This window comes from Streptomyces sp. NPDC006335 (assembly GCF_040612795.1).
Classification (GTDB): domain Bacteria; phylum Actinomycetota; class Actinomycetes; order Streptomycetales; family Streptomycetaceae; genus Streptomyces.
The window spans coordinates 111203-125850 of the sequence record NZ_JBEXQX010000015.1 but is presented as its reverse complement, the minus strand read 5'-3'; the positions used below and the strand labels follow the sequence as shown (position 1 = coordinate 125850).

The 14648-nt window shown below is 71.9% G+C and carries 16 protein-coding genes; 5 read left to right on the top strand and 11 right to left on the bottom strand.

Annotated features, from left to right (window positions below):
- The first annotated feature begins 56 nt into the window (after window positions 1-56).
- The 3 genes from ABZ098_RS33110 to ABZ098_RS33100 are packed head-to-tail and all read left to right on the top strand — an operon-like array spanning window position 57 to window position 2208.
- Entirely contained in the window at window positions 57-977 is a 921-nt protein-coding gene (locus ABZ098_RS33110) for an ABC transporter ATP-binding protein (RefSeq protein WP_356597424.1), read from the top strand.
- 1 nt (window position 978) lies between these two features.
- Window positions 979-1704, top strand: a complete 726-nt coding sequence (locus ABZ098_RS33105) for an ABC transporter permease (RefSeq protein WP_356597423.1) — start codon at window positions 979-981, stop codon at window positions 1702-1704.
- 57 nt (window positions 1705-1761) lie between these two features.
- On the top strand, window positions 1762-2208 hold the full coding sequence (locus ABZ098_RS33100) for a hypothetical protein (protein ID WP_356597422.1): 447 nt from the start codon (window positions 1762-1764) through the stop codon (window positions 2206-2208).
- 4 nt (window positions 2209-2212) lie between these two features.
- Here the strand turns inward: ABZ098_RS33100 and mug are convergent, their stop codons facing one another.
- The 10 genes from mug to ABZ098_RS33050 all read right to left on the bottom strand — a co-directional run bounded on the left by mug (window position 2213) and on the right by ABZ098_RS33050 (window position 13121).
- A complete protein-coding gene (gene mug / locus ABZ098_RS33095) occupies window positions 2213-2761 on the bottom strand; it encodes a G/U mismatch-specific DNA glycosylase (protein WP_356597421.1) in 549 nt (182 codons plus the stop codon).
- Window positions 2762-2774: 13 nt separating this feature from the next.
- Window positions 2775-4217 carry an adenylosuccinate lyase gene (purB, locus tag ABZ098_RS33090; protein WP_356597420.1) on the bottom strand — a complete coding sequence of 481 codons (1443 nt, stop codon included), beginning with the start codon at window positions 4215-4217 and terminating at the stop codon, window positions 2775-2777.
- Between the two features lie 59 nt (window positions 4218-4276).
- Window positions 4277-4618, bottom strand: a complete 342-nt coding sequence (locus ABZ098_RS33085) for a DUF4326 domain-containing protein (protein ID WP_356597419.1) — start codon at window positions 4616-4618, stop codon at window positions 4277-4279.
- Between the two features lie 7 nt (window positions 4619-4625).
- Window positions 4626-5399 (bottom strand): SGNH/GDSL hydrolase family protein, encoded by a 774-nt coding sequence (locus ABZ098_RS33080; RefSeq protein WP_356597418.1) that lies wholly within the window; start codon window positions 5397-5399, stop codon window positions 4626-4628.
- Window positions 5400-5455: 56 nt separating this feature from the next.
- On the bottom strand, window positions 5456-6469 hold the full coding sequence (locus tag ABZ098_RS33075; RefSeq protein ID WP_356597417.1) for a hemolysin family protein: 1014 nt from the start codon (window positions 6467-6469) through the stop codon (window positions 5456-5458).
- Window positions 6470-6893: 424 nt separating this feature from the next.
- Entirely contained in the window at window positions 6894-8237 is a 1344-nt protein-coding gene (locus tag ABZ098_RS33070; RefSeq protein ID WP_356597416.1) for a hemolysin family protein, read from the bottom strand.
- A 49-nt stretch (window positions 8238-8286) separates the two neighbouring features.
- On the bottom strand, window positions 8287-8712 hold the full coding sequence (locus tag ABZ098_RS33065) for a GNAT family N-acetyltransferase (RefSeq protein WP_356597415.1): 426 nt from the start codon (window positions 8710-8712) through the stop codon (window positions 8287-8289).
- A 56-nt stretch (window positions 8713-8768) separates the two neighbouring features.
- Window positions 8769-9659 carry an LLM class F420-dependent oxidoreductase gene (locus tag ABZ098_RS33060; RefSeq protein WP_356597519.1) on the bottom strand — a complete coding sequence of 297 codons (891 nt, stop codon included), beginning with the start codon at window positions 9657-9659 and terminating at the stop codon, window positions 8769-8771.
- Window positions 9660-9738: 79 nt separating this feature from the next.
- Window positions 9739-12306 carry an FtsX-like permease family protein gene (locus ABZ098_RS33055; RefSeq protein WP_356597414.1) on the bottom strand — a complete coding sequence of 856 codons (2568 nt, stop codon included), beginning with the start codon at window positions 12304-12306 and terminating at the stop codon, window positions 9739-9741.
- A 5-nt stretch (window positions 12307-12311) separates the two neighbouring features.
- Window positions 12312-13121: an ABC transporter ATP-binding protein gene (locus ABZ098_RS33050; RefSeq protein ID WP_356597413.1), complete on the bottom strand. Its 810-nt coding sequence runs from the start codon at window positions 13119-13121 to the stop codon at window positions 12312-12314.
- 159 nt (window positions 13122-13280) lie between these two features.
- On the opposite strand from ABZ098_RS33050, the gene ABZ098_RS33045 reads away from it, so the two are divergent.
- The gene (locus tag ABZ098_RS33045) at window positions 13281-13514 is read left to right on the top strand and encodes an antitoxin (protein ID WP_356597412.1); all 234 of its coding nucleotides are present in this window, start codon (window positions 13281-13283) and stop codon (window positions 13512-13514) included.
- Window positions 13511-13885 carry a fic family toxin-antitoxin system, toxin component gene (locus tag ABZ098_RS33040; RefSeq protein ID WP_356597411.1) on the top strand — a complete coding sequence of 125 codons (375 nt, stop codon included), beginning with the start codon at window positions 13511-13513 and terminating at the stop codon, window positions 13883-13885. The genes ABZ098_RS33045 and ABZ098_RS33040 overlap by 4 nt, the downstream gene beginning before the upstream one ends.
- Here the strand turns inward: ABZ098_RS33040 and ABZ098_RS33035 are convergent, their stop codons facing one another.
- Entirely contained in the window at window positions 13886-14572 is a 687-nt protein-coding gene (locus ABZ098_RS33035; RefSeq protein ID WP_356597410.1) for a class I SAM-dependent methyltransferase, read from the bottom strand. It lies immediately after the preceding gene.
- Window positions 14573-14648 lie beyond the last annotated feature (76 nt).

Genomic DNA, 14648 nt, shown 5'->3' with positions numbered 1-14648 from the left:
ACGATCTCCACGCGCGGGGGAGGCCCCGTCCCCGTGCCAGCGGCCAGGCTGATGCCATGACCAGCATCGAAGTCCAAGCCCTCACCAAGGAGTTCGGCACCCGACGAGCCGTGGACGACGTCACCTTCCGTGTCCTGCCCGGCCGTGTCACCGGCTTCCTCGGCCCCAACGGCGCCGGCAAGTCCACCACCATGCGGCTCGTCCTCGGCCTCGACCGACCGACCTCCGGGACGGCCACCGTCGGCGGCCGCGCCTACGTCACGCTCGACGAACCCCTGCGCCACGTGGGCGCCCTGCTCGACGCCCAGGCCGCGCACGGCTCCCGCACCGGCCGCGACCACCTGCGCACCCTGGCGGCGAGCAACCGCATCCCCGACCGCCGGGTCGACGAGGTGCTGGAGCTGACCGGCCTGGGCTCGGTGGCCCGGCGCCGGGTGCGGACGTACTCCCTGGGCATGCGGCAGCGGCTCGGCATCGCGGCCGCCCTGCTCGGTGACCCCGGTGTGGTCATGCTCGACGAGCCCTCGAACGGCCTCGACCCCGAAGGCATCATCTGGATCCGCGAGCTGCTGCGCCGACTGGCCGCGGAGGGCCGCACGGTGCTGGTCTCCAGCCACCTCATGAACGAGACCGCGTCCTTCGCCGACCACCTCGTCGTCCTGGGCCGGGGCCGCCTCCTCGCCGACACCCCGATGCGGGAGTTCATCCACGCACGCGTGCAGCCCAGCGTCCGTGTCCGCACGACCGACCCGACCGCGCTCAAGGGCGCCCTCGCGCGGCACGGCCATGACGCCGTGGAGCACGAGGACGGGCACTGGACCGTGCAGCACGCACGCGTGGACGAGATCGGCGTCCTCGCCTCCGCCGCGGGCGTCCCCCTCCTCGAACTGGCCGCCGAGGAGGGCACCTTGGAGCAGGCCTACCTGGACCTCACCTCCGCCGAGACCGAGTTCACCGCACAGCACCAGGAGGCCTGACATGCCCTTCGTCCCCGTACTCCACTCCGAGTGGCTGAAGATCCGTACGCTGCGCTCGCTCCCCGGCGCGCTGCTCGCGCTGTTCGCCGCCACCACCGCGTTCTCCGCGATCGCCGGGGTCTCCGAGACCTCCGACCCCGAGTTCGACCCTCTGTTCATGGCGCTGTCCGGGGTCGCGCCGGGCCAGATCGCCGCCATCTCCTTCGGTGCCATGGCGGTGTCGTCGGAGTTCCACGGGGGTGGGCTCCGGCTGTCCCTGGCCGCGGTGCCGCGGCGGGGGCGGTGGTTCGCGGCGAAGGCGACGGCCATCGCCGTACCCACGCTCGTGGTCGGTCTGGTGACCGCCCTCGCCGCCCTCGTCGTGGCCCGTGCCGGGCTCGGCGAGGCGGCGAGCGGCCTGAGCACCGGTGAACAGGTACGCGGTGTCGTCGGCTGCGGGATCTACCTCACCCTGATGGCACTGCTGGCGGCCGGTCTCGCTGCGGTGCTGCGCAGCGGGGTGGCGGCGCTCTCGCTCCTGATCCCCTTCATCCTGGTCGTCTCGTTCGTGATCGGCGATGTGGCAGGCGGGGCCACCGACTTCCTGCCGGACCGCGCGGGACAGATCGTCCTGTACGAGACGCACGACGGGCCCCTGGGACCGTGGACGGGACTCGCCGTGACCGCTGCCTGGGCGGCCGCTGCCCTGGTCGCGGGGGCCTGGAGCGTGCGACACCGGGACGCCTGAACCACGAGTCGCCTGACGCCCCGCCAAATGTCAGTGGCGGCCGCTTTACTGGATCACATGGACAGTGCGAAGTACCTCGCCGCGATCGACTCGCTGTGCGCCCGCGACCTGACCGCGGCGGACGGCGAGTCGGTCCCCTACGGGGCGGGACCCGGTTACCGCATCGAGTCGTTAGCGGTGAGCCACGGGACGCGGACCGGTGACGCGACGCGGCGCATGGCGGCCGTGGCGGACTTCTACGCGCTGAAGAGCTCCATAGCGCGGCAGTTGGACGACCGCTGGGGCAGGCAGCAGCCGCTCTGGGGGATGGGCACGCTCCGGGTGCACGGCGAGCGGGGGGACGAGATACCCGAACCCTGGGCGACGACGAGTTCGGTGGCGGACGATCTGGACCTGTGGCAGCCCCCGGGCTCGGACCGCTGGATCGCCCTCGGCGTGGGCTACCGGGACGAGTCCGACGAGGTCCATGTCCTCGCCGTGGCCTCGGACATCGACCCGGTCTGAGCCGCTAGCCCTGCTCGGCCGCCACCCGCAGCCGGGCGAACTCCTCCGCCATGGTCGCCGCGGTCCAGTGCGCGTTGAGGCCGCTCGGATTGGGCAGCACCCACACGCGCGAGTCCCCGATCGTCCGCTCCTGCGGCCCGACCTTCGCCTTCTTGTCGTCGAAGGCCGCACGGTAGGCGGTGACCCCGACCACGGCCAGCCAGCGTGGCCTGAGCCGCGTCACCTTCTCCGCCAGCAGCCGACCACCCTCGCGGTACTCCTCGGCGCTCAGCTCGTCCGCCCGCGCCGACGCCCGGGCCACGACATTGGTGATCCCGAGCCCGTACGACAGCAACTCCTGCTGTTCCGAGGGCTTCAGGAGTCTCGGTGTGAAGCCGGACAGGTGCAGCACCGGCCAGAACCGGTTGCCGGGCCGCGCGAAGTGATGGCCCGTCGCGGCCGTCATCAGACCGGGGTTGATGCCGCAGAACAGCACGTGGAGACCGTCCGCGACCACGTCCGGCACCAGCCGGTCGCGGGCGGCCTCCAGCTCCTCGGGGGTGAAGCGCGTCATCGCGAGGAGCGTGTCAGAGGATCGCCCCGGGCGTGTAGCCCGCGGCCGCCGGGTGCTGCTTGACGATCTCCTCGATCCGGCCGACGACGACGGCGACCTGGTCGGCGGCGGCACCCGTGAAGGACAGCTTGTCCGCCATCAGCGCGTCCAGCTGGGCCCGGTCGAGCGGGATGCGCTCGTCGGCGGCCAGCTTGTCGAGGAGTTCGTTGCGCTCGGCGCCCTGCTCGCGCATCGCGAGGGCGGAGGCGACGGCGTTCTCCTTGATCGCCTCGTGCGCGACCTCACGGCCGACACCCGCGCGCACCGCGCCCATCAGCACCTTGGTGGTGGCGAGGAACGGCAGGTAGCGGTCCAGCTCGCGGGCGACGACGGCCGGGAAGGCGCCGAACTCGTCGAGCACGGTCAGGAAGGTCTCCAGAAGGCCGTCGAGCGCGAAGAACGCGTCCGGCAGCGCGACCCGGCGCACCACCGAGCAGGACACGTCGCCCTCGTTCCACTGGTCGCCCGCCAGCTCGCCGGTCATCGAGGCGTAGCCGCGCAGGATCACCATCAGACCGTTGACCCGCTCGCAGGACCGCGTGTTCATCTTGTGCGGCATCGCCGAGGAGCCGACCTGGCCCGGCTTGAAGCCCTCGGTCACCAGCTCGTGCCCGGCCATCAGGCGGATCGTCTTCGCCAGCGACGAGGGGGCCGCCGCCACCTGCACCAGCGCGGTGACGACCTCGTAGTCCAGGGAGCGCGGGTAGACCTGGCCGACCGAGGTGAACGCCTGCGAGAAGCCCAGGTGACCGGCGATCCGGTGCTCCAGCTCCGCCAGCTTCGACGCGTCCCCGCCCAGCAGGTCCAGCATGTCCTGCGCGGTGCCGACCGGGCCCTTGATGCCGCGCAGCGGGTAGCGGGCGAGGAGCTCCTCGACCCGGCCGTACGCCACCAGCAGTTCGTCCGCGGCGGTCGCGAAGCGCTTGCCGAGGGTGGTGGCCTGCGCGGCCACGTTGTGGGAGCGGCCGGCCATGACCAGCTCGCCGTACTCGCCGGCCAGCTTGCCGAGGCGGGCCAGGACGGCCACGCCGCGGTCGCGGATCAGCTCCAGGGAGAGCCGGATCTGGAGCTGCTCGACGTTCTCCGTCAGGTCCCGGGAGGTCATGCCCTTGTGGACCTGTTCGTGCCCGGCGAGGTCGTTGAACTCCTCGATCCGCGCCTTCACGTCGTGCCGCGTGACCTTCTCGCGCTCGGCGATGGAGGCCAGGTCGACGGTGTCGAGGACCCGCTCGTAGTCGGCGAGGGCCTGCTTCGGGACCTCGATCCCGAGGTCCTTCTGGGCCCGCAGCACGGCGAGCCAGAGCTGACGCTCGAGCCTCACCTTCTGCTCGGGCGACCAGAGCGTGGCGAGCTCGGCGGAGGCGTAGCGTCCGGCGAGGACGTTGGGGATGCGGGGCTTGGCGGGAGCGGAAGTCACGTGTACGGATTCTACTGGCGATTCGTGCAGGCCAGCGTCGGGGTCCCGTTCGTCGGAACCTACGAGAGCTCCTCCGCGAGCTCCGCGAGGACCTCGGCGTGGCACAGTTCGGGCGCGCACCAGCAGGCCAGGGCCTTGCCGCGCAGTCCCGGCAGCAGAGCGAGCAGATCCGGCCGCCCCAGCAGATGCGCCCGGTACTTCGCCATCACCTCGGCCCGGGTACCGTCCCGGCGGCGCGCGGGGGTGTCGTAGGCGAAGGGGTTGTACAGCGGGTGCTTGGGCAGGTCCCAGCCGCCCAGGGTCCAGCGGCGGCCGACGTAGACGAGGTCGGCGGGCGCGTGTTCGAGGCGGGGGCCGTACTCGTGGATACGGCCCCTGATGTTGACCACGCGCGTGTGCACGGCGTCCTCAGTGCTCCCAGGGCAGCAGGTCGGGCCGCTTCGGGGGCAGGCCGTCGCCCGAGGAGCGGCCCGTCAGGCGCCGGCCGATCCACGGGAGCAGGTGCTGCCGGGCGAAACGGACGTCCGCGACGCGCCGCGCGACCCACCTCGGCGGGACCGTGGCCGGGATCGGCGTACGCCACTGCGTGTCCTCGGGGTCGTAGCCGAGGGTCTGCCACACAGCCTCGGCGACGCGGCGGTGGCCCTCGGCCGTCAGGTGCAGCCGGTCCACGTCCCACAGGCGCGGGTCGGAGAGGGAAGGGGCGCCGTACAGGTCGACGACCACCGCGCCGTGCCGTGCGGCGAGCTCGTCGACGACCGTGAACAGCTCCTCCATGCGCGGCCGGAACCGCTCCAGGACCGGGCCCTGGCGGCCCGGGCTGCGCATCAGGACGAGCTGCTTGCAGGAGGGGGCCAGCCGCTCCACGGCCTCCGTGAGCAGGTCGCGCACCCGGACCATGTCGCACTTGGGCCGCAGGGTGTCGTTGAGCCCGCCCACCAGCGTGATCACGTCCGACTGCATCGCCGCCGCCACGTCGACCTGCTCGTCGACGATCTGCTGGATCAGCTTGCCGCGCACCGCGAGGTTGGCGTACCGGAAGCCGGGCGTCACGGCGGCCATCCGGCCGGCGAGGAGGTCGGCCCAGCCCCTGTAGGAACCGTCCGGCAGGAGGTCCGACATGCCCTCGGTGAAGGAGTCGCCGACCGCGACCAGGCTGGAGTATGTGGGATTCGTCTGCATGGCGGAAGAAATGGTAACCCGCTCACATACTTACCGGTCGGTGGGCTCGGGCGTCCTCACTCCTGCCGTCCGAACAGCTCCCGCAGCACGTCCTCCATGGTCACCAGTCCCGCCAGCCGTCCGTCCGTGCCGAGCACCGCGGCCAGGTGCGTCCGGCTGCGCCGCATCGCCGTCAGCACGTCGTCCAACGGTGTGCTCTCCCGGATCCGTGCGATCGGGCGCATGTCCCGCACCGAGAACGGCAGGTCCCGCGGCGAGGCGTCCAGCGCGTCCTTGACGTGCAGGTAGCCGACGATCCGGCGGCCCTCGTCCACGACCGGGAACCGGGAGAACCCCGTCTCGTTCGACAGTGCCTCCAACTGCTCCGGCGTGACGCCCACGCGCGCGTAGACGACACCTTCCAGTGGCAGCACCACGTCCCGCACCGGTCGCCGCCCCAGCTCCAGAGCGTCGTGCAGCCGCTCCCGCGCCCGCTCGTCGATCAGCCCCGCCTCGCCGGAGTCCCGCACGATCCGCGCCAGCTCGGCGTCCGAGAAGGTGGCCGTCACCTCGTCCTTGGTCTCCACGCGCAGCAGTTTCAGCAGGGCGTTCGCGAAGGCGTTGACCGCGAAGATCACCGGGCGCAGTCCGCGCGCCAGCGCGACCAGCGGCGGCCCGAGCAGCAGCGCGCTGCGTACCGGCTCCGCGAGCGCGATGTTCTTCGGGACCATCTCGCCGAGCAGCATGTGCAGATAGGTGGCCAGGGTCAGCGCGATCACGAAGGACACCGCGTGCCCCGCGCCTTTCGGCACGCCCACCGCGTGGAACACCGGCTCCAGCAGATGCGCGATGGCCGGCTCCGCGACCACACCCAGGACCAGCGTGCACAGTGTGATCCCGAGCTGCGCGGCCGCCATCAGCGCGGAGACGTGCTCCAGCCCCCACAACACGCTCTTCCCACGCCGGTCGCCCTGCTCGGCATACGGCTCGATCTGACTGCGCCGCACCGAGATCAACGCGAACTCGGCCCCCACGAAGAAGGCGTTCACGACAAGCGTCGCCAGACCGATCAGCAACTGGACAACGGTCATCGCCGGCTCCTCCCTGAGTGGGGCGGCTGTGGGGTGGTCCCGCCCGAGGCTTTCCGGCGGGGTGGCCGGGCGGCGGTCTCGGCAGGGCTTTCTTGGAGGGACGCCCGGGTGATGGTCCCGGGACTTCCCTTGCTGGACGCCCGGGCGGCGGTCTTGGCTGGGCTTTCCTGTAGGGACGTTCGGGCGGCGGGCAAGGCCCGGGTCCCGTCTTGCGGCGACCGACCGGCAGCCACCGCGGGGGTCCCCGCCGACAGCAACCTGACGGCATGAGCCCCGTAAGCCCCTTCCCGCAGCAGTCGGCCGGCACGAGCCCCGTGAGCCCTCTCCCGCAGCATCCGGCCGTCAGTCACCGCCAGGATCCTCTCCCGCAGCAACCGGACCGCACGAACCCCGAAAGCCCCCTCCCGCCCCCGCTGGCCGGCGGTCATGGCCCCACCCCCTCCTCCTCCCCCTCGCCACCCCCGGCGGGAGGCGCGTGCAGGAGAAGTCGCGCGGCTCTGCGGCCCTGGGCGTCCGTCACGTCGAGCTGCCAGCCGGCGACCCGGACCGAGTCGCCCGCGGCCGGGATCCTGCCGAGTTCCGTCGCCAGGAGGCCGGCCAGCGTCTCGTACGGGCCCTCGGGGGCGCGCAGCCCCACGCGCGCGAGCTGGTCCATGCGGGCCGAGCCGTCGGCATGGAAGAGCTCCCGGCCCTCCTCGTCGGTGCCCGCGGGGGCGAGGTCCGGCGTCTCGTGCGGGTCGTGCTCGTCGCGCACCTCGCCGACGACCTCCTCGACGATGTCCTCCAGCGTGGCCACGCCCGCCGTGCCGCCGTACTCGTCGATGACGACCGCCATCGTGCGCTTGCCGGAGAGCCGGTCCAGAAGCCGGTCCACGGTGAGCGACTCGGGCACCAGCAGCGGCTCCCGCAGCAGTTCGGCGACCGAGGCGCGCGGCCGGCGCTCGGCCGGGACCGCCAGGACGTCCTTGATGTGCGCGATGCCGACGACCGAGTCGAGGCTGCCGCGGTAGACGGGGAACCGGGACAGCCCGGTCGCGCGCGTCGCGTTCGCCACGTCCTCGCAGGTCGCCTGGACGTCCAGGGCGATCACCTGCACGCGCGGGGTCATCACGTTCTCCGCGGTCAGGTCCGCGAGGTTGAGCGTCCGTACGAACAGCTCGGCGGTGTCCGCCTCCAGCGCGCCCGCCCGCGCCGAGTGCCGGGCCAGCGCCGCCAGCTCCTGCGGCCCGCGCGCGGAGGCCAGTTCCTCGGCGGGTTCCAGGCCGAAGCGGCGCACCACCCGGTTGGCCGTGTTGTTGAGGTGGGTGATGAAGGGCCGGAAGGCCGCGCTGAACCAGCTCTGCGCGGTGCCCACCCGCTTGGCCATGGCCAGCGGCGAGGAGATCGCCCAGTTCTTCGGCACCAGCTCGCCGACCACCATCAGGAAGACGGTCGACAGCGCGGTTCCCAGCACCAGCGCCAGCGACCGGGACGTGGACTGCGAGACCCCCAGCGCCTCCAGCGGCCCCGCGATCAGCGCCGCGATCGACGGTTCGGCGAGCATGCCGACGACCAGGTTGGTGACGGTGATCCCGAGCTGCGCCCCGGAAAGCTGGAACGTCAGGGTCCGTACGGCTCTCAGCGCCCCGGCCGCGCCCCGCTCGCCACGCTCCGCCGCCCGCTCCAAGTGCCCGCGCTCGACCGTGGTCAGCGAGAACTCCGCCGCCACGAAGGCACCGCAGGCCAGCGAGAGCAGGATCGCCACCAGCAGCAGGAGCACTTCGGTCATCGGGTCACCTCCGTCCCATGATCGGACAGGGTCCCCAGGATCGCCCGTCCTAGCCGGCGAGGGGCTTCACCCAGCGCCGCCACTTCTCCTCGGGCGCGTACCCCGCGGCGCGCCATGCGTGCTGTGCCGTCTCGTTGCGCACCAGCACCATCGCGTCCCCGCGCCGTCCGCCGAGCCGTACGAACCGCTCCTCGGCGGCCGTGAGCAGCGCCGATCCGATGCCGCGCCGCCGGCGCTCCGGGTGCACCGCGAGCCGGTACAGATGGCACCGCCAGCCGTCGAAGCCCGCGATCACCGTGCCGACGAGTTCGCCGTCGAGCTCGGCGAGGATCAGTGCCTCGGGGTCGCGGGTGACCAGTCGCTCCACGCCGTCCCGGTCGTCACTGATGCTCGTGCCCTCGGCGGCCTGCTTCCAGAAGGCCAGCACGGTGTCGAGGTCGTCGGGCGTCGCGGCCCGTATCCGCAGGTCGGTCATACGGCGATCCCATCACACCCGACGTCCCGGGGCCCCGAGTTCCACCATCCGGACGGCTACCGGCCGCGCAGCTCCGCCATCACCGGCGCGAAGACATCCATGGACGCCTCCAGCACCGTGACATAGGTGAAGCCGTACCGCTCGCGCTGCGCCAGCACCTGGGCGACGATCTCCTCGACCGTGCCGATCAGGATGATGGGCAGGTCCAGGGCCTGCTGGAGGGTCAGGTCCGGAAACCGGTGCAGGAACGGGGCGGCGACGGCCTCGCGGTCCTCGGTGACGACCACTGTCTGGACGAGCAGGTTCAGTTCGGCTGGTTCCTTGCGGCCCTCGGCCAGTCGCCGGTAGTGCGCGACGCGCTCGTCGAGTTGCTCGGCGGTGGTGGGGGTGAGCTTGCCGGTCGTGTCGCCCGGGATCAGGGTGGCGCCCGTGAAGGCCGCGATGTCGGCGTGCTCGGCGGACAGCTTCAGCATCCGGTTGCCTATGCCGCCGATCAGCAGGGGCACCCTGGGCCGTTGCACCGGCTGCGGCACATGGTCCGCCGAGGACAGCAGCCGCTCCAGTTCCTCGACCGTGCGCCGCAGATGGTCCACCCGCTCGCCCGGCGAGCCGAAGGGCAGGCCGGCCCGGTCGTGCTCGGACTGCACATAGCCGGCGCCCAGGCCGAGTTCGAGGCGGCCACCGGTCAGGGCGTCCACCGTGGCCACCTCACGGGCGAGCAGGGTCGGGTTCCAGAAGCCCGCGTTGAGGACGAACGTGCCGAGCCGTGGCCGCTCGGTGACCTCCGCCGCCGCGACCAGAGCCGGGAACGGCGCGACCTTGCCGAGGTGGTCGGGGACCAGGATCACGTCGTAACCGAGTTCCTCGGCCCGGCGGCACTTGGCGCGCCAGTCCTCGTCGGTGGCGGCGGCGGTCAGGTTGACGGCGAAGCGAAAGGGGCGGGGCAGGGTGGGGTGGGGCTGCTCGGGGCGGGGCATGAACTCTCCTCAGCGATAAGCGACTTGAGTTGTCTGCCCCGCGATTCCATCATTCGTGCGCGATCGCCGCCAGTACGTTCATGCGCGATGCACGCAACGCCGGCAACAGTGCCGCCACGATGCCCACCACCGCCGAGCCGACGACGACCGCGACGATCGTGCCCCAGGGGATCGCCAGCGCGTTCATGCCCTGGAGCGCCAGCACCTGCTGGGTGCACACCCCCCACACCAGCCCGAGCGCGAGCCCGAGGACCGCGCCGAACACCGCGATCACCACCGACTCCAGCCGGATCATCCGGCGCAGCTGACGCCGGGCGAGCCCGATGGCGCGCAGCAGCCCGATCTCGCGGGTGCGCTCCACGACCGACAGGGCGAGGGTGTTGACCACACCCAGCACCGCGATGACGATCGCGAGCCCGAGGAGCGCGTACACGAGGTAGAGCAGGACGGCGATCTGGTCGTGGACCAGGTCCTTGTAGTCGGCGAGGTCGCGCACCTGGACCTGCGGATACGGGTCGAGCGTCTGCTCCAGTCCCGCGCGCAGCCGGTCGGCACCGGTGCCGGGGGCGGCGTTGACGTACAGCGCGGAGTCCTGACCGCCCCGTGTGAACCGCTCCAGCGTGCCCAGACCGAAGTAGATGCCGCCCTGTGTCCCGAAGCCCTCCGCCGCGTCCTGGTCGGTGAGCGCGCCCACGGTCAGTTCGGTCCGGCGCCCGCCCTGGAACTCGACGGGGACCCTGCTGCCCACCTTCACGTCGTGGTCGCGCGCGAAGTCCAGGTCCATGGCCAGGTGACCGGGGGCGAGCGCGGCCGCGGTGTCGCCCTGCGCGTAATTGATGTGGGCGACCTCGTCCAGTCGCGGGTCGTACCCGGCGGCGGTGGTCTCGACGCGCTCGCCGTCCGGCAGCCGTACGGCGACGGGGGCGAACCTCGACCGTACGACGAGCCCGGCGCCCTCGGTGTCACGCACCGCGTCCGTGACCTCCTGCGGGAACGGCAGGAAGTTGCCGTTCTGCACCACGAAGTCGGCGCCGAGGGTCTTGTCGATCTGGTCGTCGAAGGACTTGGACATCGAGGCGCTCGCCACGGACATCCCGCCGACGAGGGCGAGGCCGACCATCAGGGCGGCCGCGGTGGCGCCGGTGCGGCGGGGGTTGCGCAGGGCGTTGCGCTGGCTCATCCGCCCGACCGAGCCGAAGAGGGCTGGGAAGGCGCCGCCCAGCACCCTGATCACCGGCCGCACCAGCAGCGGGCCGGCGATCACGGTGGCGAGGAGCGTCAGGACCACACCGAGGCCGAGGAAAGAGGCGGCGGAGGCCGTCTTCGACGACACCACGCAGCCGACGAGGGCCGCCGCGCCGGCCGCCCCCACCAGGCCGCCCACGATCGCGCGGACCTTGAGCGGTCGCCCGATGCCGGCGATCTCGGCGTCCGCGAGGGCCGCCATGGGGGAGACGCCGGCCGCGCGCCGGGCCGGGAGATAGGCCGCGACGAAGGTGACGCCCACGCCGACGACGTACGCCGCCACGGGTGTGCCCCAGCCGATGACCATCTCGCCGGTCTCGATGTTCATGCCGAAGGCGTTCATCAGTGCGATGAGGCCGACGGCGAGGCCGATGCCGGTGCCGAGCCCGAGCGTGGAGCCGACCAGGCCGAGCAGGGTGGCCTCGGTGAGCACCGAGCGGCGGACCTGGCGCCGGTCCGCGCCGAGGGCGCGCAACAGGCCTAGTTCACGGGTGCGTTGGGCGATCAGCATGGAGAAGGTGTTGACGATCAGGAAGATGCCGACCAGGACGGCGATGCCCGCGAAACCGAGCATGACGTACTTGACGACGTCGAGGAATCCGCCGAGCTGGTCGATGTCCGACTTCGCCTGTTCGTCGGCGGTCCGGTACTCGTAGGTGCCCGCGCCGAGCGCGGCGGCCACGCGCTGCTTGAGCTGGTCGTTGCTGACGCCCTCGGCGGCGTCGACGGAGATGCTGGTGGCGGCCTTCGAGGAGCCGAGCAGCTTCGTCTGCGCGGTCGGCGGGTCGAGGAACAGCAGGGTGGCCCCGGGGTTGGTGGTGGTGAAGGTGGCGATGCCGACGATCCGCACCTTGAACGAGCCGGGTCCCGCGATCACGGTGAGCGGATCGCCGATGCGCAGGCCCTTGCGGTCGGCGGTCTCCGAGTCGAGCAGCGCCTCGGCCGGGCCGTGCGGGGCGTGGCCGGAGGTGAGCTTCACGGGGCTGCGCGAGGTCGGGTTCCAGTCGGTGCCGATCGTGGGGGTGCCGGTGGACGAACCCACCGACTCGTTCTCGGAGTCGGCGACGGTGATCCCGTCGTCCTCGGCGTCGAAGCGCGCGGCGCCGACCCCGTCGACCCGGGCGACCCGGTCCGCGAGGGCGGCCGGCAGGGTGGCCGTGGTGCCGGACGGGATGGCCTCGCGCAGGTCTTCCTTCGGGCTGATCGTGAGGTCGGGCGCGGTCGAGGCGAAGAGCCGGTCGAAGGTGCGGCTCAGGGTGTCGGAGAAGATCAGGCTGCCCGAGACGAACGCCACGGACAGGACGACGGCGAGTGCGGAGAGCAGCAGCCGTCCTTTGTGGGCGAGGAAGCTCCGGAGCGTCGCCTTCAGCACGGCGGTCAGGCCTCCCCGGCCTCGGGCGTCTCGTCGAATGGGCCGCGGATCACGTCGAACCGTTTCATACGCTCCAGCACGGCCTCCGCGGTGGGCCGCTCCATGCGGTCCACGATCCGTCCGTCCCCGAGGAAGAGCACCAGGTCGGAGTGGGCGGCGGCGCCGGGGTCGTGGGTGACCATGACGACGGTCTGCCCGAGCTGGTCGACGGCCTCGCGCAGGAAGCCGAGGACCTCCAGGCCCGCCCGTGAGTCGAGGTTGCCGGTCGGCTCGTCCGCGAAGATCAGCTCGGGGCGGGACGCGAGCGCGCGGGCACACGCGACGCGCTGCTGCTGACCGCCCGAGAGCTGCGAGGGCCGGTGCTTGAGGCGGTCCCGCAGGCCCAGGGTGTCGATGACCTGGTCCAGCCACTTCTCGTCGGGCTTCTTGCCCGCGATGTCCATGGGCAGGGTGATGTTCTCGGCCGCGTTCAGCGTCGGGATCAGGTTGAACGACTGGAACATGAACCCGATCCGGTCCCTGCGCAGCCGGGTCAGCTCGCGCTCCTTGAGTCCGGTGATCTCGGTGTCGCCGAGCCACACCTGGCCGGCCGAGACGGTGTCCAGTCCCGCCAGGCAGTGCATCAACGTGGACTTTCCGGAGCCCGAGGGCCCCATGACCGCGGTGAAGCGGCCCCGCGCGATGTCCACGTCCACCGAGTCCAGGGCGAGCACGGCCGTCTCACCCGAGCCGTACGCCTTGGTCAGACCGCGGGCGCGGGCCGCGATCGCGTCGGCAGGGGCGGTGCCTGGGGCGTCCTCCGCAGCAGTTGCCATGACGCCGAGGGTAATGTGATCCGGCCCACACTCGATATCCCCCTCGCGGTCGAGGCGGTCTCCACCCCAGGTCGGGTCCCTGACACCCGTGTAAGGGACACCTGCCGCCCGCGAAAGCCCCTCTTGCCAGTGCTAGCGTTTCGGCGCTAGCTTCGAGGTATGGCGAAGACTCAGTTGAACGTGCGGGTGGACGAGGGCACCGCCCGCGCCGCCCGTGAACGTGCCCTCGCCCGCGGCGTGAGCGTCAACCGCTACATCGAGGAACTGGTCATGAAAGACACCGGCGAGGCGGGCCAGGCCTTCGTGGAGGCCGCGGCCGACTTCATGAAGCAGTACGAATCCGTGTTCGCGGAGGAGTTCGGCAAGGAAAGCAAGGACCACGAGACTCGTTGAGCGATCTGCACATCGACCTCGCCTGGCTCCTGATGCTCGCCGAGCAGAAGACCCCGGGCGATCCCCAGGTCGCCGACTGGGGCGCCCTGGTCGCCGCCGTGGCACGCCACCAGGCCGAGATCTTCGACATCCCCGTCTACGACAACCCGCACCTGCGTGCCGCCGCGCTGCTGCAACTCCTCATCCACGTCCCGGCGTTGGAGCGCACCAACGTGCTCTTCGCCTGCGCGGTGGGGTACGCCTACCTCGTCGCGAGCGGACTCAGGGTCGTCACCTCGCCCGAACTCGTCCGGGACCTCGCGAAAGTGGCCAAGAAGGGCGACGCCTCGGTGCACGACATCGCGCGCGAGCTGCGCAGGTGGACCCTCTGATCAGCGCTCCTCCAGCGGCCGCCAGGCGGTGCCCAGCACGCAGAAGGACGTAGGCAGCGTCGGCCCCTTCTCCGGCATCGACACCCGCCGGTAGGGGCCGAGTTCGAACCCGGCCCGGCGCAGGGCGGCGACCGGGTCACGGGCCAGATGACAGCCACCGGTCAGCGGGGGCCACAGCGTGCGGTCGAGGGCGTGCTGGGTGAGGCGCATCGCCGGGCCGCCGCCCCTGCCGTGCTCGAAGAACCGCACGACCCCGCCGGGCCGCAGCACCCGGCGCACCTCGCCGAGCGCCCGCGGCACATCGCGCACACTGCACAGCACGAGCGAGATCACCACGGCGTCGAAGGCCTCGCTCTTGACGGGCAGCGCCTCCGCGGCCCCGGGCGCCACGTCGACCGGCACCTCGGAGCGCAGGGCGGCCTCCACCGCCAACTGCCGCAGCCTGCGCTCCGGTTCGATCGCCACGACCTCGGAGACCGTGCCCGGATAGTGCGAGAAGTTCAGACCGTTGCCCGCGCCGATCTCGATCACTCGCCCGGACAGCCCGGCGAGCAGCCGCTCGCGCACACCGGCCATGCCCATCCGGGTCTCGGCGGCGACACTGACCCGGGCGTAGTACCGGGCGAACAGCGGATGGTGGACGGGGTCCCGGGACACCTTGCCGGAACCGGCGGACCGCAGCGCCATGGCAGCCTCCCTCACAGGATGTGCCTCACTGCGATTGTCCCCCGCGCGACCCCGTCGCACCCCCGCTGCACGAAGT

Bases quoted from the DNA above. Each gene is read 5' to 3' on its own strand.
- ABZ098_RS33110 (WP_356597424.1), top strand. From the start codon at position 57: ATGACCAGCATCGAAGTCCAAGCCCTCACCAAGGAGTTCGGCACCCGA.
- ABZ098_RS33105 (WP_356597423.1), top strand. From the start codon at position 979: ATGCCCTTCGTCCCCGTACTCCACTCCGAGTGGCTGAAGATCCGTACG.
- ABZ098_RS33100 (WP_356597422.1), top strand. From the start codon at position 1,762: ATGGACAGTGCGAAGTACCTCGCCGCGATCGACTCGCTGTGCGCCCGC.
- mug (WP_356597421.1), bottom strand. From the start codon at position 2,761: ATGACGCGCTTCACCCCCGAGGAGCTGGAGGCCGCCCGCGACCGGCTG.
- ABZ098_RS33080 (WP_356597418.1), bottom strand. From the start codon at position 5,399: ATGCAGACGAATCCCACATACTCCAGCCTGGTCGCGGTCGGCGACTCC.
- ABZ098_RS33075 (WP_356597417.1), bottom strand. From the start codon at position 6,469: ATGACCGTTGTCCAGTTGCTGATCGGTCTGGCGACGCTTGTCGTGAAC.
- ABZ098_RS33070 (WP_356597416.1), bottom strand. From the start codon at position 8,237: ATGACCGAAGTGCTCCTGCTGCTGGTGGCGATCCTGCTCTCGCTGGCC.
- ABZ098_RS33065 (WP_356597415.1), bottom strand. From the start codon at position 8,712: ATGACCGACCTGCGGATACGGGCCGCGACGCCCGACGACCTCGACACC.
- ABZ098_RS33050 (WP_356597413.1), bottom strand. From the start codon at position 13,121: ATGGCAACTGCTGCGGAGGACGCCCCAGGCACCGCCCCTGCCGACGCG.
- ABZ098_RS33045 (WP_356597412.1), top strand. From the start codon at position 13,281: ATGGCGAAGACTCAGTTGAACGTGCGGGTGGACGAGGGCACCGCCCGC.
- ABZ098_RS33035 (WP_356597410.1), bottom strand. From the start codon at position 14,572: ATGGCGCTGCGGTCCGCCGGTTCCGGCAAGGTGTCCCGGGACCCCGTC.